This is a genomic window from Pseudomonas sp. TZ252, assembly GCF_056110345.1.
Window position 1 is genome coordinate 2,062,087 of record NZ_CM148566.1, and the last position, 20,129, is coordinate 2,082,215.

18 protein-coding genes and 1 other RNA gene are annotated in these 20,129 nt (G+C 66.8%); 7 read left to right on the forward strand and 12 right to left on the reverse strand.

Annotation, left to right across the window (positions count from 1 at the left end; translation table 11 throughout):
• Positions 1–33: 33 nt before the first annotated feature.
• The 5 genes from ACYAF3_RS09470 to ACYAF3_RS09490 are packed head-to-tail and all read right to left on the reverse strand — an operon-like array spanning position 34 to position 4,857.
• The gene (locus ACYAF3_RS09470; protein WP_003120388.1) at positions 34–1,251 is read right to left on the reverse strand and encodes a 2-octaprenyl-3-methyl-6-methoxy-1,4-benzoquinol hydroxylase; all 1,218 of its coding nucleotides are present in this window, start codon (positions 1,249–1,251) and stop codon (positions 34–36) included.
• Between the two features lie 28 nt (positions 1,252–1,279).
• Positions 1,280–1,762 carry a hotdog fold domain-containing protein gene (locus ACYAF3_RS09475; RefSeq protein ID WP_003099189.1) on the reverse strand — a complete coding sequence of 161 codons (483 nt, stop codon included), beginning with the start codon at positions 1,760–1,762 and terminating at the stop codon, positions 1,280–1,282.
• A gap of 4 nt (positions 1,763–1,766) precedes the next feature.
• Positions 1,767–2,951 carry a 2-octaprenyl-6-methoxyphenyl hydroxylase gene (gene ubiH, locus ACYAF3_RS09480; RefSeq protein ID WP_003099190.1) on the reverse strand — a complete coding sequence of 395 codons (1,185 nt, stop codon included), beginning with the start codon at positions 2,949–2,951 and terminating at the stop codon, positions 1,767–1,769.
• Between the two features lie 7 nt (positions 2,952–2,958).
• Positions 2,959–4,293 (reverse strand): Xaa-Pro aminopeptidase, encoded by a 1,335-nt coding sequence (gene pepP, locus ACYAF3_RS09485; protein ID WP_023120961.1) that lies wholly within the window; start codon positions 4,291–4,293, stop codon positions 2,959–2,961.
• A 9-nt stretch (positions 4,294–4,302) separates the two neighbouring features.
• Entirely contained in the window at positions 4,303–4,857 is a 555-nt protein-coding gene (locus ACYAF3_RS09490) for a YecA/YgfB family protein (RefSeq protein ID WP_003099193.1), read from the reverse strand.
• A gap of 188 nt (positions 4,858–5,045) precedes the next feature.
• On the opposite strand from ACYAF3_RS09490, the gene ACYAF3_RS09495 reads away from it, so the two are divergent.
• The 5 genes from ACYAF3_RS09495 to ACYAF3_RS09515 all read left to right on the forward strand — a co-directional run bounded on the left by ACYAF3_RS09495 (position 5,046) and on the right by ACYAF3_RS09515 (position 7,224).
• A complete protein-coding gene (locus tag ACYAF3_RS09495) occupies positions 5,046–5,255 on the forward strand; it encodes a TIGR02449 family protein (protein ID WP_003096314.1) in 210 nt (69 codons plus the stop codon).
• A complete protein-coding gene (locus tag ACYAF3_RS09500) occupies positions 5,252–5,566 on the forward strand; it encodes a cell division protein ZapA (RefSeq protein ID WP_003096316.1) in 315 nt (104 codons plus the stop codon). The genes ACYAF3_RS09495 and ACYAF3_RS09500 overlap by 4 nt, the downstream gene beginning before the upstream one ends.
• Positions 5,567–5,599: 33 nt before the next feature.
• Positions 5,600–5,778, forward strand: a non-coding RNA gene (gene ssrS / locus ACYAF3_RS09505) — 6S RNA.
• A 9-nt stretch (positions 5,779–5,787) separates the two neighbouring features.
• A complete protein-coding gene (locus tag ACYAF3_RS09510; protein WP_003096321.1) occupies positions 5,788–6,399 on the forward strand; it encodes a 5-formyltetrahydrofolate cyclo-ligase in 612 nt (203 codons plus the stop codon).
• Positions 6,400–6,765: 366 nt separating this feature from the next.
• Positions 6,766–7,224, forward strand: a complete 459-nt coding sequence (locus tag ACYAF3_RS09515; protein WP_003099195.1) for an EVE domain-containing protein — start codon at positions 6,766–6,768, stop codon at positions 7,222–7,224.
• Between the two features lie 9 nt (positions 7,225–7,233).
• Here the strand turns inward: ACYAF3_RS09515 and ACYAF3_RS09520 are convergent, their stop codons facing one another.
• The 4 genes from ACYAF3_RS09520 to ACYAF3_RS09535 form a co-directional block, all read right to left on the reverse strand.
• Positions 7,234–8,358 (reverse strand): ABC transporter permease, encoded by a 1,125-nt coding sequence (locus ACYAF3_RS09520; RefSeq protein WP_003099197.1) that lies wholly within the window; start codon positions 8,356–8,358, stop codon positions 7,234–7,236.
• Between the two features lie 3 nt (positions 8,359–8,361).
• The gene (gene rbbA / locus ACYAF3_RS09525) at positions 8,362–11,112 is read right to left on the reverse strand and encodes a ribosome-associated ATPase/putative transporter RbbA (protein ID WP_016254026.1); all 2,751 of its coding nucleotides are present in this window, start codon (positions 11,110–11,112) and stop codon (positions 8,362–8,364) included.
• Positions 11,109–12,182, reverse strand: coding sequence for an HlyD family secretion protein (locus ACYAF3_RS09530; protein ID WP_003136086.1), 1,074 nt, complete (start codon positions 12,180–12,182; stop codon positions 11,109–11,111). Before ACYAF3_RS09530 ends, rbbA begins: the two co-directional genes overlap by 4 nt.
• A 206-nt stretch (positions 12,183–12,388) precedes the next feature.
• Complete coding sequence (locus ACYAF3_RS09535; RefSeq protein ID WP_003096328.1) at positions 12,389–12,808, reverse strand: flagellar basal body-associated protein FliL; 420 nt, start codon at positions 12,806–12,808, stop codon at positions 12,389–12,391.
• Between the two features lie 154 nt (positions 12,809–12,962).
• Between ACYAF3_RS09535 and ACYAF3_RS09540 the strand changes: the two genes are divergently transcribed.
• Together ACYAF3_RS09540 and glpT are read left to right on the forward strand one after the other, a co-directional pair.
• The gene (locus ACYAF3_RS09540; protein ID WP_003114042.1) at positions 12,963–13,940 is read left to right on the forward strand and encodes an NADPH:quinone oxidoreductase family protein; all 978 of its coding nucleotides are present in this window, start codon (positions 12,963–12,965) and stop codon (positions 13,938–13,940) included.
• Between the two features lie 249 nt (positions 13,941–14,189).
• The gene (glpT, locus tag ACYAF3_RS09545; RefSeq protein WP_034053695.1) at positions 14,190–15,539 is read left to right on the forward strand and encodes a glycerol-3-phosphate transporter; all 1,350 of its coding nucleotides are present in this window, start codon (positions 14,190–14,192) and stop codon (positions 15,537–15,539) included.
• A gap of 33 nt (positions 15,540–15,572) precedes the next feature.
• Here glpT and ACYAF3_RS09550 read toward each other — a convergent pair whose 3' ends face one another.
• The 3 genes from ACYAF3_RS09550 to ACYAF3_RS09560 all read right to left on the reverse strand — a co-directional run bounded on the left by ACYAF3_RS09550 (position 15,573) and on the right by ACYAF3_RS09560 (position 20,074).
• Positions 15,573–16,541 (reverse strand): CDP-6-deoxy-delta-3,4-glucoseen reductase, encoded by a 969-nt coding sequence (locus tag ACYAF3_RS09550; protein WP_003096331.1) that lies wholly within the window; start codon positions 16,539–16,541, stop codon positions 15,573–15,575.
• Positions 16,541–18,007 (reverse strand): 4-hydroxy-3-polyprenylbenzoate decarboxylase, encoded by a 1,467-nt coding sequence (ubiD, locus tag ACYAF3_RS09555; RefSeq protein WP_003096332.1) that lies wholly within the window; start codon positions 18,005–18,007, stop codon positions 16,541–16,543. Before ubiD ends, ACYAF3_RS09550 begins: the two co-directional genes overlap by 1 nt.
• A 78-nt stretch (positions 18,008–18,085) precedes the next feature.
• Positions 18,086–20,074 (reverse strand): acyltransferase family protein, encoded by a 1,989-nt coding sequence (locus ACYAF3_RS09560; protein WP_105579265.1) that lies wholly within the window; start codon positions 20,072–20,074, stop codon positions 18,086–18,088.
• Positions 20,075–20,129 lie beyond the last annotated feature (55 nt).

Genomic DNA, 20,129 nt, shown 5'->3' on the forward strand with positions numbered 1-20,129 from the left:
CTGGCGGCCCTCCCGTCAGGGGGGCCGCCCCGCTCAGACTCGTGCCAGCGACGGCAGGTCGCCGCTGAGGCCAAGCGCCTGGCGGACGAACAGCGCCTTCGCCTCGTGATGGCCGTCGACCAGGCGCAGGCCGGCGTTGCGCAGCCAGCGCAGCGGCAACCGGTCGGCCTGGAACAGGCGCTCGAAGCCTTCCATCGCCGTCATCATGCCCAGGTTGTGCGGCATCCGCCGCCGCTCGAAGCGACTCAGCACGCGTTCGTCGGCAAGCCGTTCGCCGCGCTCCAGGGCGTGCAACAGGACCTCGGACAGCACCGCCGCATCGAGGAAGCCCAGGTTCACGCCCTGTCCGGCCAGCGGGTGGATGGTGTGCGCAGCATCGCCGACCAGCGCCAGGCCCGGCTCGACGTAACGCTTGGCGTGCCGCTGGCGCAGCGGGATGCACAGGCGCCGGTCGGCATGCAGGATGGCGCCCAGGCGCTGTTCGAAGGCTTCGCCGAGGGCGGCGCGGAAGCCATCCTCGTCCAACGCCATCAGGCGTTCTGCCTGTTCCGGGGTGGTCGACCAGACGATCGAGCACCAGTGCTCGTCGCCGCGGTCCGGCAGGGGCAGGAAGGCCAGCGGACCGTCGTCGGTGAAGCGCTGCCAGGCGGTTGCGCGGTGCGCGTTCTCGCAGCGCACGCTGGTGACGATGGCGTGGTGCAGGTAATCCCATTCGCGGGTGGCGCAGCCGGCCAGGCGGCGTACCGCCGAGTTGGCGCCGTCGGCGGCGACCACCAGCGGCGCACGCAGCTGGCGACCGTCGGCCAGGGTCAGCAGCCAGTCGTCGCCGGAGTGGCGCATCTGTTCCAGGCGCGCATTGGCCAGCAGGCCGGTGGTGGAATCGTGCAGGCGTTCCAGCAGGGCGTCCTGCACCACCCGGTTCTCGACGATATGGCCGAGTACCTCGGCGTGCACGCTGGCGGCGCTGAAGCCGATCCGCCCGGTGCCGGAGCCATCCCACACCTGCATCTCGCGATAGGGCTCGGCGCGGCGCGCGACGATGCCGTCCCAGGCATGCAGGCGCTGGAGAATCCGCCGGCTGGCTTCGGACAGCGCGCTGACCCGCGGCTCGTAGGGCGCCTCCGGCTTGAACGGCGCCACGTCGAGCGAGCCGCCGTCCACCAGCAGCACCTCCAGGCCGCTGCCCTCCAGGGCCAGGGCCAGGGCGCTACCGACCATGCCGGCGCCGACGATGACCAGATCCGCGTGCATATCCTCGTTCTCCACTCGTGGGCCCTCTTCAGGCCGCGTTCCGCAGGCGCGGCTTGAGCCGCACGTACAGGGTTTTCTGAACCCGCGCCACCAGGGTGCCGGCGTCGTCGCGCACTTCGGCGTGCAGCCGGGGCAGGTACTTCTCGCCGCCGGCGGTCCGCTCGCGGACCTCGTCGAGCAGCTTCTGGTCGATGCTGAAATGCGCATGCACCGGGCCCTTGCCCGGGCTGACGAACTCGATGTTGGCCGCCTTGTCCCAGACCACGTAGTCGCGGCCCAGGTTCTCCATCAGCATCAGCATGAAGAACGGGTCGGTCATCGCGTAGAGGCTGCCGCCGAACTGGGTGCCTACATAGTTGCGATTGAGCCGGTTCAGGCCCATGCGCACCCGAACCTCGCGGAAATCGCCAGCGATGTGCCGCACACGGATGCCCGCCCCCAGGAAGGGCGGGTAGAGATTCATGGCGAAGCGCAGCAGGCGGGCCTTGCGCGCCCTCGACCAGACCGGCATGGCGCTACAGCGGCCGCGCGCCGAGGCCCATGGCCTGGCGGGCGAACCAGCGCTTGGCCGGCGGCAGCAGGTCGAGCCCGAGCAGGCCGAGGTTGCGCCCGGCGCCGAGCAGCGCGCGGTCGTTGGAGAACAGCCGGGTCACCCGGTCGGAGAAGCCGACGGTCATCTGCTGGTCCAGGCGCTGCCCATCGAGGTAGCGCTGCAGCACGGCGAACTCGCCCAGCGGCGCGTCGTCGTGGAGCAGGGCGTCGACCAGCGCCAGGGTGTCGCGCAACGACAGGTTGAAGCCCTGGCCGGCGATGGGGTGCAGACTGTGCGCAGCGTTGCCCAGCACCACCAGGTGCGGACGCACCTGCTCGCGGGCCTCGACCAGGTGCAAGGGGTAGCAGTGCCGTGCGCCGACCTGGCGGAAGGCGCCGAGGCGGTAGCCGAAGGCAGCCTGCAGCTCGCCGAGGAAGGCCGCGTCATCGAGGCCACGCAGGCGTTCGGCGTCCTTGCCTGGGCGGGTCCAGATCAGCGCGCAACGGTTATCCGGCAACGGCAGGAGGGCCATCGGACCGCTGGGGGTGAAGCGCTCGAAGGCCTGCCCGAGGTGCGCCTCGGAGGGCGATACGTTGGCGATCAGCGCAGTCTGCCGGTACGGCGTCTGCTCCACGGCGATGCCAAGTTGTTCGCGCAGCCCGGAACGACCGCCATCGGCGAGGATCGCCAGCTCGCAATCGAGTTGCGTCTCGTCGTCGAGGGTAAGCCGGTAACCGCCCTCCCGGGCTTCCAGGGTCTTCACTTCGGCCGGGCAGTGCCAGCGCACCACCTCGGGGTCGAGCGCCTTCCACAGGCACTGGCCGAGCCAGGCGTTCTCCACCACGTAGCCCAGCGCCGGCACGCCTTCCTCGATGGCGGTCAGGCGGGTGGCGCCGAAGCGGCCGCGGTCGGAAACATGGATATGCAGGATCGGCTCGGCGCGCTCGGCGATCGCCGGCCACAGGCCGAGTCGCTCGTAGATCTGCCGGCTGCCGTAGGACAGCGCCGAAGAGCGGGCGTCGTAGCTGGGCTGGTAGGCGTTGCCGGGGGCGAAGGGTTCGATCAGCACGATCGACCAGCCGCGCTCCCGAGCGCCGGCCTGCAGGGCCAGCGCCAGCGAGGCGCCGACCAGGCCCCCGCCGATGATCGCCAGGTTGACCTTGCTCATCGTCACCTCAGGCTGCCTCGCTCTTGGCCGCGGCCATCAGCGCCTCGATCTCGGCGACGGTCTTCGGCACGCCGTTGGTCAGCACTTCGCAACCATTGCGGGTGACCACCACGTCGTCCTCGATGCGTACGCCGATACCGCGCCACTTCTTCGCCACCGAGGTATTGTCCGGGGCGATGTAGATGCCCGGCTCGACGGTCATCGCCATGCCCGGTTCGAGCACCCGCCATTCGCCGCCGACGCGGTACTCGCCGACGTCGTGCACGTCCATCCCCAGCCAGTGGCCGGCGCGGTGCATGTAGAAAGCCTTGTAGGCCTCGTGGGCGATCAGCTCGTCGACGTCGCCCTCCAGCAGGCCCAGGCGCACCAGCCCGGCGGTGATGACCCGTACGGTGGCCTCATGGGCCTCGTTCCAGTGGCGACCGGGGGCGATGTAGTCGAACGCCGCCATGTTGGCTTCCAGCACCAGTTCATAGATCGCCTTCTGCTCGGGACTGAAGCGGCCATTGGCGGGGAAGGTACGGGTGATGTCGCTGGCGTAGCAGTCGATCTCGCAGCCGGCATCGATCAGGATCAGGTCGCCGTCCTTGATCGCCGCATCGTTCTCGCGGTAGTGCAGGATGCAGGCGTTGCGTCCGGCGGCGACGATCGAGCCGTAGGCCGGCATCTTCGCCCCGCCCTTGCGGAACTCGTATTCCAGTTCGGCTTCCAGGTGGTACTCGAACAGCCCCGGCCGGCACACCTCCATCGCCCGGATGTGCGCCCGGGCGGAGACCTCGGCGGCGTAGCGCATGACCTTCACTTCGTTGGCGCTCTTGTACAGCCGCTGGTCGTGCAGCAGGTGGTCGAGGGCAACGAACTCGTTCGGCGGCTGCGCGCCCTGGCGGGCCTTGGAGCGGATCACGTTGATCCAGTCCATCAGCCGGCGGTCGAAGTCGGGATTGGCGCCAAGGGCGTAGTAGACCCGGTCGCGGCCTTCGATCAGGCCGGGCAGGATGTCGTCGATATCGCCGATGGGAAAGGCGTCGTCGGCGCCGTAATGGCCGATCGCACCGTCCTGGCCGGCGCGCAGGCCGTCCCACAGTTCACGCTCCGGATCCCGCTCGCGGCAGAACAGCACGTATTCGCCGTGGGCACGGCCGGGAATCAGCGCCATCACCGCCTCCGGCTCTGGGAAGCCGGTGAGGTACTGGAAGTCGCTGTCCTGGCGGTAGACATGCTCGACGTCGCGATTGCGGATGTACATCGGCGCCGCCGGCAGGATGGCGATGCTGTTGGGTTCCATCTGCGCCATCAGCGCCTTGCGCCGACGGGCGTACTCCGACTTGGGGATACGGATCATGCAGAAACCTCAGTGCAGTGAAGGCTTGGGAGCGGGCTCCAGCGGCTTGCCGCACTCGGCGAACAGCAGCAGCGGAGCGACCCGCAGGTATTCCATGACTTCCATATAGTCCGTCTCGCCGTCCTCGCTGTCTTCCAGCTGGCCCTGGACCTGGGCGATGGCGGCCATGTCCTGCAGCACTTCCTCGGCTTCGCCGGTCAGGCTGCCTTCGCGGGCGGTGAGGCCGAAACCGGCGAGGAAACCCTGGCACCATTGGCCGAGCGCCTCGGTGCGCTGGGCGAGCGGGGTTTCGTCGTCGGGCAGGAGCATGACGACAGCGACCTCGCCGGCGGAAAAGTCCTGCCGGACCATGCCGAGCAGGCCGGACAACGCGGCCTTGAGTCGTTCGCCCGGCGCGCCGCCGAGCAGTTCGGCGGCAGCGTGTTGCCAGGCGGCCTCGTCGAAGCCGGCGCCGGCGCAGACCCGACCCAGCAGATGGCCGTGCAGTTCGGCCGGCGAGACCGGCATGGCCGCCTCGGCGAGAAGGGAGGAAAAGGCGCTGTAGGCGGAATTCTGAGTGGACATCTCGGGACCCTGACGGCTGGGCGCCATTGGGGCGCTACACGTGAAATGAAGGTGGTTATCCTAGCACCGCCCGCCCCGGCAAGACCATGCGACCGGTTGCCGGCGCGCCGGCCCGGCCGGGGCATTAGCCCCGACCGGGGACGATCCTATATAGTTGTCCAATCACCCCAATTCCCAAGCGAGAGCCCATGGAAGACGCCGATCTGCAATTGTTGACGGCCAAGTTCGACCAGCTGCTCCAGAAGCTGGAACAGCTCAAGGCGGAGAACCGGCTGCTGCGGGCGAACGAAAAGTCCTGGCGCGAAGAGCGCGCTCATCTGATCGAAAAGAACGAAATGGCGAGACACAAGGTCGAAGCGATGATTTTGCGTCTGAAAGCCTTGGAGCAGGACACATGAGCCAGTCGAATACCCTCACCGTGCAGATTCTCGACAAGGAATACTGCATCAATTGCCCGGACGACGAGCGCGCCAACCTGGAAAGCGCCGCCCGTTACCTGGACGGCAAGATGCGCGAGATCCGCTCCAGCGGCAAAGTCATCGGCGCCGACCGGGTTGCCGTGATGGCCGCCCTCAACATCACCCACGACCTGCTGCACCGCAAGGAGCGCCTGGACCAGGAAAGCAGCTCGACCCGCGAGCGCGTGCGCGAACTGCTCGATCGCGTCGACCGCGCCCTGGCGAATCCGGCCGATGCCGGCGAAGCCTGACCCGGGCGCGGCCAATTCGGGTATACTGGCCTCCGCTCCCTGGTGTGTTGGCCAGTCGGTGATGTCCCTGAGCCGATAACTGCAACAACGGAGGTTGCCAGTTGGACCGGTGTGCATGTCCGCACGACGGAAAGCCTTAAGGTCTACTGCAACCGCCACCTTGAACTTTCGGGTTCAAGGGCTAACCCGACAGCGGCACGACCGGGGAGCTACCTTTCCACATGATCGAATCGCAAGACCTCAGCCGCCCGGCCCTGCGCCGCAAGCTCCGCCAGGCGCGCCGCGCGCTCTCCCCCCTGCAGCAACGCCTCGCCGCCCGCGCCCTCTATCGACAACTGGCGCAGCATCCCCTTTTCCGCCGTGCCCGCCATATCGCCCTGTACCTGCCCAACGACGGCGAGATCGACCCGCGTCCGCTGCTGCGTGCGGCGCAGAAGCGCGGCAAGGCCACCTACCTGCCGGTGCTGGCGCCCTGGCCGCGGACGCGCATGGTATTCCAGCGGGTCGGCAGCGGCGAACGCTGGACCCGCAACCGCTTCCGCATCAGCGAACCGCTGGCCGACGCCGGCCGCCAGCGCAAGGCCTGGGCGCTGGACCTGGTACTGCTGCCGCTGGTGGGGTTCGACGAACAGGGCGGGCGCCTGGGCATGGGCGGCGGCTTCTACGACCGCAGCCTGGCCTACCTGGCGAGGCGCAAAAATGGTCACAAACCGACGCTGATCGGCCTGGCCCATGAATGTCAGAAGGTGGATCGACTGGCGCTGGCCAGCTGGGACATTCCCCTGGCGGGAACGGTGACCGATGCGGGCTGGTACGTGGCAGGGAAACGCTAGGAAGGAGGGAGAACCCTGGGTACCGCGTTCCATGCGATACCCGGCGAGTCTTACGGCTGTTGCGTCACCTGGGCGGGCGTACTGGCCTGTCGTTCCCAGAGGCTCTGGGTATAACCGGTGGTGACGACCCCAAGTCCGAAGATGATGACCAAAACCCACAGCAAGTCTGGCTTGCGCTTCATCGATTGCCTCCCCCTTCCAGGCAATTTTCGAGGCCGGTCCTTGCGATTATCTTATCGCCTGAGCACCCTGCCCCGCTGAAAAACGGCATTTTCCGATAAGCTGAAGTCATACGCAATTACACCGGCGACCGGTGGTCACGCGCAGACGTTTCCTACGTATATCTACGAAAGAGGAGCAAAGTTCATGCCTGCCTACTGGCTGATGAAATCCGAGCCGGACGAACTCTCGATCCGCGACCTGCAACGCCTCGGAACCGCCCGCTGGGATGGCGTGCGCAACTATCAGGCGCGCAACTTCATCCGCAGCATGAACTCCGGCGACCTGTTCTTCTTCTACCACTCCAGTTGCCCGCAGCCCGGCATCGCCGGTATCGCCCGCATCGAAGGCGAAGCCTACCCCGATCCCACGGCCCTGGATCCCGCCAGCCCCTACCACGACCCCAAGGCCAGCGCCGGGAAGAACCCCTGGAGCGCCCGCGACGTCAGCTTCGTCGAAGCCTTCGCCGAGGTCGTTCCACTGGCCCGGCTGAAGGCCCAGGACGCCCTGGCCAACCTCGCCCTGGTGCAGAAGGGCAGCCGCCTCTCGGTAATGCCGGTCAGCGCCGAGGAATGGCAGGCGATCCTGCCGCTGGCGAAACGCTGAAGCCATCGCTCAGGCCATCTGCGAGATGGTCCGGCGGAAACGCCAGAGCGCGCCGAAGAAGAACGCCGAACCGATCACCACGATACCGGCGAACTGCGGCCAGACGATGTCGAAACCGGCGCCGCGGAACAGGATCGCCTGGGCCAGGCTGACGAAATGCGTAGTCGGCGCCGCCAGCATGATGTTCTGCACCAGTTCCGGCATGCTTTCCCGTGGCGTGGTGCCGCCCGAAAGAATGTTCAGCGGCAGCAGCACGAGGATGGTCAACAGTCCGAGCTGCGGCATCGAACGCGCCACCGTGCCGAGGAATATGCCCATGGAGGTGGTGGCGAACAGATGCAATCCGGCGCCGAGCAGGAACAGTCCCACCGAGCCGCTGATCGGCACGTCCAGCCAGCCACGCACCACCCACTGCAACGAGAGCCCCGCCGCCACCAGCACCACCAGCCCCATCGACCAGACCTTGGCCATCATGATCTCGAAGGCCGACAGCGGCATCACCAGCAGGTGCTCGACGGTGCCGTGCTCGCGCTCGCGGATCAGCGCGGCGCCGGTGAGGATGATCGACAGCATGGTGATCTGGTTGATCACTTCCATCACCCCACCGAACCAGGCCTGGGTCAGGTTCGGGTTGAATTCCATGCGCACCTCGATCTGCGCCGGCATGCTCGGCTCCGCGCGGTAGCGGCTGACGAATTCGCGCACCTCGGTGGCGACGATGTTCTGGATGTAGCCCGCGCCAGAGAAGGCCTGCCCGGTCTGGGTCGCGTCGACGTTGACCTGGATCGAGGGCTTGCGCCCGGCGAGCACGTCGCGCTGGAAGTCCGGCGGGATATCGAGGGTGAAGGTATACAGGCCGACGTCCATGCCGCGATCCATCTCGGCATGTCCGATCATTTCCGGCGGCCGGAAGTATGGGGGCTGGAAGGCATTGACGATACGCGACGAGAGCTGCGAGCGATCCTCGTCGACCACCGCGATCGGCGCGTGATGCAAGGTTTCCGGAATACCGGTGGCGGAACTGTAGACGCCCAGGGTGAAGGCCCAGACGATCAGTGCCAGCATCGCGTAGTCGCGGCCGAGACTGCGGAACTCCTTGATGCCCAGGTTGAAGATGTTGGCCAGGCTGCGCATCGCTCAGTCCTCCTGCTTCTTCAGGCAGGCCACGCTGAGCAGGGTCAGCACCACGATGGAAGCGGCAAGCGGCAGGTAGTAGGCCCAGAGATCGGACAGGCCCAGCGATTTGGAAAAGGCGCCGCGGCTGACCACCAGGAAATGCGAGGTCGGATAGAGCTTGCCGATCCAGGCCGCCGCACCTTCCAGCGAGGACACCGGGTGGATCAGCCCGGAGAACTGGATCGCCGGGATCATGGTGGCGATCGCCACGCCGAATACAGCGGCGATCTGGCTGCGCATGAACGTCGAGAGGAACAGCCCGAGGCCAGTGCTGGTGACCACATAGAGGAAAGCGCCGATGGTCAACGCCAGGAAGCTGCCCTTGAGCGGCACGCGAAATACCACGATGGCCAGGACCAGCATCAGCAGGAAGTTGATCATGCCCATGGCGACGTAGGGCAGCTGCTTGCCGACCAGGAACTCCAGGCGCGTCACCGGGGTGACATAGAGGTTGGTGATCGAACCCAGTTCCTTTTCGCGCACCACGCCGAGGGCGGTGAGCATGGCCGGGATCATGATCAGCAGCAGCGGGATCACCGCCGGCACCATCGCCTTCAGGCTTTCCACGTCGGGGTTGTAGCGATAGCGCACCTCGGTGCTGGCCGCCGCGCTGACCTCGGCCCCACCCGCCTGCCGCGAGAGGTCCGCCAGGTAGCTGGTGTGCAGACCCTGCACGTAGCCGAGCACGGTGTTGGCACGGGTCGGCATCGCTCCGTCGATCCACACGCCGATGGCCGGATCGGAGCCACGCTTGAGATCGCGCCCGAAGTTCGGCGGAATCTCCACCGCCAGGCTCAGCTCGCCGCTGCGCAGGCGCCGGTCGAGGTCGTCCGGGTCGGTGATCGGCGCATGTTCGACGAAATAGCGCGAGCCGGCGATGTTCAGCGCGTAGGCCTGGCTGGTGGTGGTCTGGTCACGGTCGAGGACCGCCCAGGAGAGGTCCTCGACGTCCATGTTGATGCCATAGCCGATGATGAACATCAGCAGCGCGGTGCCGAGCAGGGCCAGGGTCAGGCGGATCGGGTCGCGGCGCAGCTCCATGGCTTCGCGGCGCGCATAGCTGAACAGCCGCAGGGGGCTGAAGCGTTCGCGTTGCGCCTGGCGCTCCTGGCCATCGCCGGGCTGCTCCGCGACGGCCGGCGCCTCGGCCGGTTGCGCTGGCGCGGCGGCACCCGCGGCTTCCTCCAGGTAAGCGATGAAGGTCGCTTCCAGGGTCGGCAGACCACGCTGGCGCACCAGCTCATCGGGAGTATCGCTGGCCAGTACCTTGCCGGCATGCATCAGCGAGATGCGATCGCAGCGCTGAGCCTCGTTCATGAAGTGGGTGGAAATGAAGATGGTCACCCCGTCGCGGCGCGACAGCTCGACCATCAGCTCCCAGAAGCCGTCGCGAGCCACCGGGTCGACCCCCGAAGTGGGCTCGTCGAGGATCAGGATTTCCGGCTTGTGGATCACCGCCACCGCCAGCGACAGACGCTGGCGAATGCCCAGCGGCAGGTCGTTGGGCAGCTCGTCGGCCACCTTCTCCAGGTCGAAGCGCCGGAGCATTTCGCCGACCCGTGCCGGGATGCCATCCGCCGGCAGGTGGAACAGCCGGGCGTGCAACACCAGGTTCTGCCGCACGCTCAGCTCGGCATACAGGGAAAAGGCCTGGGACATGTAGCCGACCCGGCGACGGGTCGCCATGTCGCTGGCGTCCACCGGCTGGCCGAACAGCGCGCACGTGCCTTCGCTGGCCGGCAGCAGGCCGGTGAGCATCTTCATGGTGGTGGACTTGCCGCAGCCGTTGGAGCCGAGAAAGCCGAAGATTTCCCCACGCTCGATACGGAAGCTGACGTGATCGACCGCGACGAAGTCGCCGAAACGACAGGTCAGGCCCTCGGCCTCGATGGCGATCCGCGGCGCGCCTTCGCTCTGCGGTCGCGGCGGGATCACCAATCGATGGTGGCCGGCGCGCTTGCTTTCCGGCAGCAGGGCGATGAACGCCGACTCGAGGCTCTGCGTCCCGGTACGCTCGCGCAACTCCTGCGGCGTACCGGTGGCCAGGACCTTTCCGTCGTCCATCGCCACCAGCCAGTCGAAGCGCTCGGCTTCCTCCATGTAGGCGGTGGCGACCAGCACGCTCATGCCTTCGCGGCCCGCGCGGATACGGCCGATCAGCTCCCAGAACTGGTTGCGCGACAGCGGGTCGACGCCGGTGGTCGGCTCGTCGAGGATCAGCAGGTCGGGATCGTGGATCAGCGCGCAGCACAGCCCGAGCTTCTGCTTCATGCCGCCGGACAGCTTGCCCGCAGGACGCTCGGCGAACGGCGCCAGCCCGGTGCTCTGCAGCAGGTCGGCGATGCGCCGCTCGCGCTCGGCCTTGTCGTGGCCGAACAGCCGACCGAAGAAGTCGACGTTCTCGAACACCGAGAGCGTCGGGTAGAGGTTCTTGCCCAGCCCCTGGGGCATGTAGGCGATGCGCGGGCAGACCGCCCGGCGGTGGCGGCGGTCGCGCATGTCGCCATCGAGCACGCGGATCTCGCCATCCTGCATCTTCCGTGCGCCGGCCAGCAGCGCCAGCAGGCTGGACTTGCCGACCCCGTCCGGACCGATCAGGCCGACCATGCGGTTGGCCGGGATCTCCAGGCTGACGTCGTCAACCGCACGCGTCTCGCCGTAGCGCAGCGAAACGCCCCGGAGGCTCGCCACGCCGCTCCCGCCAGCGGTCATTGCGGAACCTTGATCTGCAGGTTGGCCGGCCACTCGACCTCAGGGTCCAGTCGCAGGTAGGCCATTCCGGGCACGCCGGTCTTGACGTAGGTGATGTATTTTTCCAGCAGCGCCGGATCGAGCCGCGCCTTGACCCGGAACATCAGCTTCTCCCGCTCGTTGGCGGTTTCCACCGTTTTCGGGGTGAACTGGGCGACACTGGCGACATAGGAAACCTTGGCCGGGATCACGTAGTCCGGCACCGCGTCGATCACCAAGCGCACTTCCTGGCCCAGTCCGACCCTGCCGGCCTGCATGGATGGCAGGAAGAAAGTCATGTAGACGTCGGCCAGGTCGACCATGTTGAGCAGCTTGCCACCGGCCGGCAGCACTTCCCCCGGCTGTGCCACGCGGTACTGCACGCGGCCGTTGCGCGGCGCCTTGAGCAGGCTGTCGTCGATATCCGCCTGGAGCCGGGCGACGCTGGCCTTGGCCGCCTCGATGGCCGACTGCGCCTCGATTACCTGGGAACGCCCGGCCTCGATCGCCGCCTGCGCCGAAATCACTTGCGAGCGTGCCGCGGACAACGCCGCCTGGGCGCTCTGCAGGGTCGCCCGATCGTCATCGAGTTGCTGTTGCGGCAGGGCATTGCGCTTGACCAGCGCCTCGGTACGGGTGAAGCGCTTCTGCGCCGCTGTCAGTTCGGCCTGGCGCTGCGCCACCACGGCCTGGGCGGTGCTCTTCTCGCTCTCGCGCTGGGCCACCAGCGAGGTCGCGGTGAGCTTGGCGTTCTCCGCCTGGCGCACCTGGGCCTGGGCCTGGGCCAACTGCGCCTCGAGCACCTGGGTATCCATCCGCGCGACGATTTCGCCGGCCTTGACGAAGTCGCCCTCGTCGACCTTGATCTCGGCGACCCGCCCGGGAAGCTTGGCCGCCACGTCCACCTCGGTGGCCTCGATGCGTCCGTTGCCGCTGGCGAATCCCTCGCCCAGGCCAGTCGGTCGCGATACCTGCCAGACCAGCACGCCTACGCCGAGCAGCGCCGCCACGACCAAGGCACGGCTCAGCCACCGTTTGCTTTCCTGTTTCATCCCTTCTCCTCGCACGTCCGGCCAGGCCGCGGCGATGACGCTCACGCTGGAAAGCGCGGCCGCCGCGGACTTCACTGGCTCGATTGTCCCTCCAGGGCGGCGCGCAGGTGTTGATGCACGTCAGACGCGCCCGACCGAACCTCACAGGAAAGCAGAATCCCCGGTGCCTCGCATCCGGGAGCGCGGGACAGAACGGATAGTTGACCTCAGGGCTGGACGATGAGGTTGTTGAACAGCAGGTCGGTCACCAGCGGCTTGCCCTCTTCCTGCTCGAGGGTCTGCTGGACCTGCTTCAGCGCCTCCTGGCGCAGGCTTTCCTTGGCCTCGACCGTACCCAGGCTCTGGTCGGTCTGCTGGGCGAACAGCATGATCAACTGGTTGCGGATCAAGGGCTCGTGATGCTCGACCTTGGTCGCCGCGTCCTTGTCGGCCACCTGCAGGGCGATGTCGGCCTTGTAGTACTGCAGGCGCGGCCCGCTGCCGTAGTTGCCGACCAGCGCCGGGGTCAGGTCGACGTAGACCGGCTTGTTCGCGCCCTCGCCTTCCGGCGCGGCCTCCTCGGCCGAGGCGAACGACGGGAACAGACTCAGGCACAGGGCCAGCGACAGGGCAATGGGGGTCCTCACGGGCGCATCTCCTCGACGAATGCCGGCAAGCATAGCCAGACTCTCGGCCGGGCCCAAGCCCGGGGTTTATGGACAACCATCAGTTGCGGCGATGCTGATTGACCCCCGGCGTCTCCCTCCTACACTGGCCGGACCGCAAACTGGAGCGTCCCCGATGAAAGCCGTCCTCTGCAAAGCCTTCGGCCCGGCCAGCAGCCTGGTCCTGGAAGAAATCGCCAGCCCGAGCCCGGCGAAGAACGAAATCCTCCTCGATGTGCACGCCGCCGGGGTCAACTTCCCCGACACCCTGATCATCGAGGGCAAGTACCAGTTCAAGCCACCCTTCCCCTTCTCCCCGGGCGGCGAGGCGGCCGGGGTGGTCGCCGCGGTCGGTGAAAAGGTCGCCCACGTCAGGCCCGGCGACCGGGTCATGGCCCTGACCGGCTGGGGCAGCTTCGCCGAGCAGGTCAAGGTGCCCGGCTATAACGTGATGCCGATTCCCGAAGGCATGGACTTCGCCAGCGCCGCCGCCTTCGGCATGACCTACGGCACCTCGATGCACGCCCTGAAACAGCGCGCCAACCTGCAACCCGGCGAGACCCTGCTGGTGCTCGGCGCTTCCGGCGGGGTCGGGCTGGCTGCCGTGGAGATCGGCAAGGCCATGGGCGCCCGGGTGATCGCTGCCGCCAGTACCCCCGACAAGCTCGCCGTGGCCAAGGCCGCCGGCGCCGACGAACTGATCAACTACAGCGAAGGTAGCCTGCGCGAGCAGCTCAAGGCCTTGACCGGCGGCCAGGGCGTCGATGTGATCTACGATCCGGTGGGCGGCGAACTGTTCGAGGAGGCCTTCCGCAGCATCGCCTGGAACGGACGGATGCTGGTGGTCGGCTTCGCCAGCGGCAGCATCCCTTCGCTGCCGGCCAACCTGACCCTGCTCAAGGGCGCCTCGCTGGTCGGCGTGTTCTGGGGATCGTTCGCCCAACGCCAGCCGCAGGACAACGCTGACAACTTCCGCCAGCTGTTCGCCTGGCACGCCGAAGGCAAACTGAAGCCGCTGGTGTCGCAGCGCTTCCCGCTGGAACGGGCCGGCGACGCTATCGACGCCCTCGGCCAGCGCAGGGCGGTCGGCAAGGTGGTGGTGGAGGTTCGCTGAGCCACGAAGGCGGCGAGTATTGCCTCCCGCCCGTGCGGAGAAAGGCATGGCGGGCCGGAGCGATACACCGGCCGAGGCCCACGCTGTCAGATGTTTTTCCCCTATGAAGGCCCCGGTTTCCGACCGGGGCTTTCTTATTTCCGACCAATGCACTCAACCTGTAACATTTCCGCTATTTTTTCATTTACGAAAAATGTAGTGTTCGCAACCGCGTAAAAAGGCGCGACACAACAACAAGCGGAGCTCGCGATGTTCGGAATCTTTCGTCCCGCGCCACACCAGGCGCCACTGCCCGATGCCGAGGTGGACAGCACCTACCGGCGCCTGCGCTGGCAGATCTTCGCCGGTATCTTCATCGGCTACGCGGGTTACTACCTGCTGCGCAAGAACTTCTCCCTGGCCATGCCCTACCTCATCGAGGACGGCTACAGCCGCGGTCAACTGGGCGTCGCGATGTCGGCCATCGCCATCGCCTACGGCCTGTCGAAATTCATCATGGGCCTGGTCTCGGACCGTTCCAACCCTCGGGTCTTCCTGCCGTTCGGCCTGTTGGTGTCGGCGGCGGTGATGTTCATTTTCGGATTCGCGCACTGGGCTACCTCCAGCGTCGCCATCATGTTCGTCCTGCTCTTCATCAACGGCTGGGCCCAGGGCATGGGCTGGCCGCCGAGCGGACGGACCATGGTCCACTGGTGGTCGCAGAAGGAGCGCGGCAGCGTGGTCTCGGTGTGGAACGTCGCCCACAACGTCGGCGGCGGCCTGATCGGCCCGCTGTTCCTGCTCGGCCTGGCGCTGTTCGGCGACTGGCGCTCGGCCTTCTACGTGCCGGCCATCGTCGCCGTGGGCGTAGCCGTGTTCGCCTATTTTGCCATGCGCGACACCCCGCAATCCTGCGGCCTGCCGCCGATCGAGAAGCACAAGGACGACTACCCCGAAGGCTACGACGAACACCACGAGCGCGAGCTGTCGACCAAGGAGATCTTCGTCACCTACGTGCTGCGCAACAAGCTGCTCTGGTACATCGCCCTGGCCAACGTGTTCGTCTACCTGCTGCGCTACGGTGTGCTCGACTGGGCGCCGACCTACCTCAAGGAGGCCAAGCACTTCAACGTCGACAAGTCGTCCTGGGCGTACTTCTTCTACGAATGGGCGGGGATTCCCGGCACCCTGCTCTGCGGCTGGCTGTCGGACAAGCTCTTCAAGGGCAATCGCGGCGCCACCGGCGTGGTGTTCATGATCCTGGTGACCGTCGGCACCCTGATCTACTGGCTGAACCCGGCCGGCAACCCGGCGATCGACATGGCTGCGCTGATCATGATCGGCTTCCTGATCTACGGCCCGGTGATGCTGATCGGCTTGCAGGCCCTGGAACTGGCGCCGAAGAAAGCGGCCGGCACCGCCGCCGGCTTCACCGGTCTGTTCGGCTACCTCGGCGGCTCGGTGGCGGCCAACGCCCTGGTCGGCTACACGGTGGACCACTTCGGCTGGGACGGTGGCTTCAAGCTGCTGATCGGCGCCTGCCTGCTGGCCATCCTGTTCCTCTGCCTGACCCTGCGCAAACCCACGGTCCAGGCCGCGCCGCAGCAAGCCGGCGGATGACGCGGCGGCTCCGGCGCCAGGCCGGAGCCGCGTTCAGTCCCGCGGCGCGTAGGCGAACACGTCGGCGCGCATCTGGTGCGCATCCATCCCTGCTTCGACCAGGGCATCCAGGGTCGCGTAGACCATCGCCGGCGAGCCGCTGGCATACACATGCAGGCTCGACAGGTCGGCGAAATCCTCGCGCACCGCCTCGTGCAGCAAGCCGCAACGCCCCTCCCAGCCACAGAGGTCGCTGACCACCCGGTGCAGGAACAGGTTCGGCAGGCCTTCCCACTCCGTCCAGTGCGGCAGACGGTAGAAATCCTCCGGACGCCGAACGCCCCAGTAGAGATGTACAGGATGGGCGAAGCCGGCGGCGCGGCAGTGCTCGATCAGGCTGTGCATCTGCGACATGCCGGTTCCCGCGGCGATCAGCACCAGCGGACCGTCGGGCAGTTCCGCCAGGTGCGCGTCGCCGAACGGCAGCTGGATCCGTGCCAGGCGCTCGCGCTGCAATTGCGCGATCAGCGCGACGGCACTGTCTTCCTTGGCCAGGATGTGCAACTCAAGGTCGCGTCCCGCATGCGGCGCGGAGGCCAGGGAAAACGCCGCGCTGTCGCCGCCGTCACGCTCCAGCAACAGGTACTGCCCGGCGTGATAGCGTGGCGGCTTGCCGGCCGGCGCGCGCAGGCCGACCCGGTAGACGTCGCCGCCGACCTCTTCGCAGAAGCTCAACTGGCAGGTCAGCTTGCGCAGAGGCAGTTCACCCGGCGCCAGCACCCCGTCCCAATGCAGCACGCAGTCTTCCAGCGGCTCAGCGAGGCAGGTGAAGAGTTCGCCATGATCGCGTACCTCGCCGTTCTGGCGTACCCGCCCCTCCACCAGCAGCGCCGCGCAGATATGGCAGTTGCCGTTGCGGCAGCTCTGCGGACAGTCGTAGCCAAGCCGCCGGGCGCCATCGAGGATGCGTTCCCCCGGCAGCAGCTCGAGGCAGGCGCCGGACGGTTGCAGGACGATACGCATCAGTCGATCCCGAGGCTCGACCAGAGCGCGTCGATGCGCCGTGTCACCGCTTCGTCCTTGACGATGGCGCGCCCCCATTCGCGGCTGGTCTCGCCCGGCCACTTGTGGGTGGCATCAAGCCCCATCTTCGAGCCGAGGCCGGAAACCGGCGAGGCGAAGTCGAGGTAGTCGATGGGCGTGTTGTCGATCATCACCGTGTCGCGCTTGGGGTCCATCCGCGTGGTGATGGCCCAGATCACATCGTTCCAGTCGCGCGCATCGATGTCATCGTCGGTGACGATGACGAACTTGGTGTACATGAACTGCCGCAGGAACGACCAGACCCCGAGCATCACGCGCTTGGCGTGCCCTGGGTACTGCTTCTTCATGGTCACCACCGCCATCCGGTAGGAACAACCTTCCGGCGGCAGGTAGAAATCGACGATTTCCGGGAACTGCTTCTGCAGGATCGGCACGAATACTTCGTTCAGCGCCACCCCGAGGATCGCCGGCTCGTCCGGCGGACGCCCGGTGTAGGTGCTGTGGTAGATCGGTTTCTGCCGGCGGGTGACGCGCTCGACGGTGAACACCGGGAAGCGATCGACCTCGTTGTAGTAGCCGGTGTGATCGCCATAGGGACCTTCGTCGGCCATCTCGCCGGGGTGGATCACCCCTTCGAGGACGATCTCGGCGCTGGCCGGCACCTGCAAGTCGCTCCCGCGACACTTGACCAGCTCGGTACGATGCCCGCGCAACAGGCCGGCGAAAGCGTATTCGGAAAGGGTGTCCGGCACCGGCGTCACCGCACCGAGGATGGTCGCCGGATCGGCGCCCAGCGCCACGGCTACCGGATAGGGCTGGCCCGGATGCTTCTGGCACCACTCGCGGTAGTCCAGTGCGCCGCCGCGATGGCTGAGCCAGCGCATGATCACCTTGTTGCGGCCGATCACCTGCTGGCGGTAGATGCCCAGGTTCTGCCGTTCCTTGTTCGGCCCGCGGGTAACGGTCAGGCCCCAGGTGATCAGCGGCCCGACATCGCCCGGCCAGCAGGTCTGGACCGGCAGCCGGCCGAGGTCGACGTCCTCGCCCTCCTCGACCACTTCCTGGCAGGGGGCGTCCTTGAGCACCTTCGGCGCCATGGACAGGACCTTCCTGTACATCGGCAGCTTGGCCCAGGCGTCCTTGAGGCCCTTCGGCGGCTCGGGCTCCTTGAGTTGCGCCAGCAGCTTGCCGATCTCGCGCAGCGCGCCGACGTCCTCGGCGCCCATGCCCAGCGCCACGCGCTCCGGCGTACCGAACAGGTTGCCGAGCACCGGCATGTCGAAGCCGGTCGGCTTTTCGAACAGCAATGCCGGGCCCTTGGCGCGCAACGTGCGGTCGCACACCTCGGTCATCTCGAGCACGGGGGAAATCGGCACCTGGATGCGCTTCAACGCACCGCGCTGCTCCAGCTGGGCGATGAAATCGCGGAGATCCTTGAACGTCATTGGCCTAACCATTCACTGCAAGACCCCACATCCTACCTGCTCCCGGCCCATCCGGCAGCAGGCAAACGCGGCATTCGGTCACTGCTGGCTGGCGATCCTCGAGTCGTCGAGGCTCTGTAGCATCGGCTCGAACAAAGGCCCGAGTTCATGGGCCCCCTGGGTCGAAAGGTGGTTGTTATCCATGTACAGCGACCAGCCATCACGTTCGGCGAAACAATCCAGGCCATCGCAGAGCACGCTGGAGGGGTCGAGCACGCTCACCCGCGGGTTGCCTTCGGCCAACGCATCGAACAGCGCATTCGCGTAGGCGACGCGCGCAGCGTGCTCAGCGAAGGGAAAACGTGCGCGCCCGACATCCTCCCCGCTCAGACTCAGCCGCACCAGCCGCGCCGGTGCCTTGAATGGCAGCAGCGGTACGTCCTTGACCAGCCAGACATGTACGTCGGCCGCGTTCAGCCTTTCGATCATCCCGCTCAGGCGTTGCCGCAGCAGCGCCTCGGCGATCGAGCTGTCCGGCGTGTCGTCCGGCTCGCGGAGAATGTTGCGGGTACCGTCCTGCGAGTCGCCGTATATATACATGTCCCAGCGCCCGGCGAGGATCACCCCGCCCGGCCGCTGCTGTTCGACGAACTCGAGCATCTGCTGGTTGAAACGCAGGCAAGTGTCCTTTTCCAACATCCCCAGCAACGGCGGACAGCCCGCCAGCGAAGCCTGCCAGATCGGCAGTCGGCGACTGGTAGCCAGTTCGCGCAGCAGCGGGCTCAACGCCGCGGAATGGCTGTCGCCCCAACTGACCAGCAGCGGTCGTTCGGCAGCCAGTTCCGCCGGGAAGCGGCAGATGCTTTCCTGACTGAGCGCCTTCTTGTCGAACATGCAGTCGGTCTGCCCATCGCGCCATTTGGACGCCTTGGCATAACGCAAGGCTTCCTCGGAAAGACGCGACGGCACGCCGTCGTAATGCCGCACCAACTGGCCGACGACTCCCAGCAGCAGCAAGCTGCACAGCGCCGCGCCAAGCATCTGCCGGCGCCCGGCGAACAGCTTGCGCTCGCGGAACGGTGCCTCGACGCAGTACAGCGACAGTGCCGCCAGGCCGATGCTCGCCGCCAGCAACCCCAGGCGTGCCGGCAGGCCCAGGGTTTCCAGTGCGTGGTACTGGACGAAGACGTACAGCGGCCAGTGCCAGAGGTACAGCGAATAGGAGATCAGACCGAACCAGACCAGCGGTTGCCAGCCCAGCAGGCGGCGAGCCCAGGTGTCGCCGGCGCCGTTGGCCCAGATCAGCAGGGCGGTGCCAAGCACCGCCGGCAGCGCCGCGAGGCCGGGGAAAGGAGTGTCGCTGTCGTAGAAGAACACCGGCAGGAGAATCGCCGCTATGCCGAGGGTGGCCGCCAGTTGCAGGGACCATTGCGAATGACCGCGGCTAGCGCCCGGCAGCAACGCCAGCGCGGCACCCGCCAGGAGTTCCCAGGCGCGCATCGGCAGGAGGAAGAATGCACTGCCAGGTCGCTGGCTCACCGCCCAGACGCTGGCCGCCAGCGATAGCGCCAGGACCGCGAGGAGGATGGCGAGCCGCCAGCGCAGCAGGCGCCCGGAGATCGCGGCCAGCAGTAGCGGGAAGAGAATGTAGAACTGCTCTTCCACCGACAACGACCAGGTATGCAATAGCGGCTTGAATTCGGACGCGGCGTCGAAATAGCCATCCTGCTTCCAGAACAGGATGTTCGAGGCGAACATCGTCTGGTAACGCACCGCACGACCCAGTTGCTCGTAGTCCCGCGGCTCCATCAGGAACCAGCCGGCCGCCAGGCTGACGGCCATCATAACGAACAAAGCGGGGAGGATGCGTCGCGCCCGGCGAGCCCAGAAATCGACGAAGCTGAAACGCCCGGCCTGCCGATCGCGCCGGATGATCGAAGTGATCAGGTAGCCGGAAATCACCAGAAAGACATCGACGCCGACATACCCGCCGGTGAAACCGCCCAAGCCCAAGTGATAGAACACCACCGGCAAGATGGCCAGTGCGCGCAATCCATCGATATCTCTTCGATAAGGCAGGCTCGACATCTATTTTTCTCCAGGCATGAAAAAAGGCGCTCCGGTCAAACCGGAGCGCCTTCTT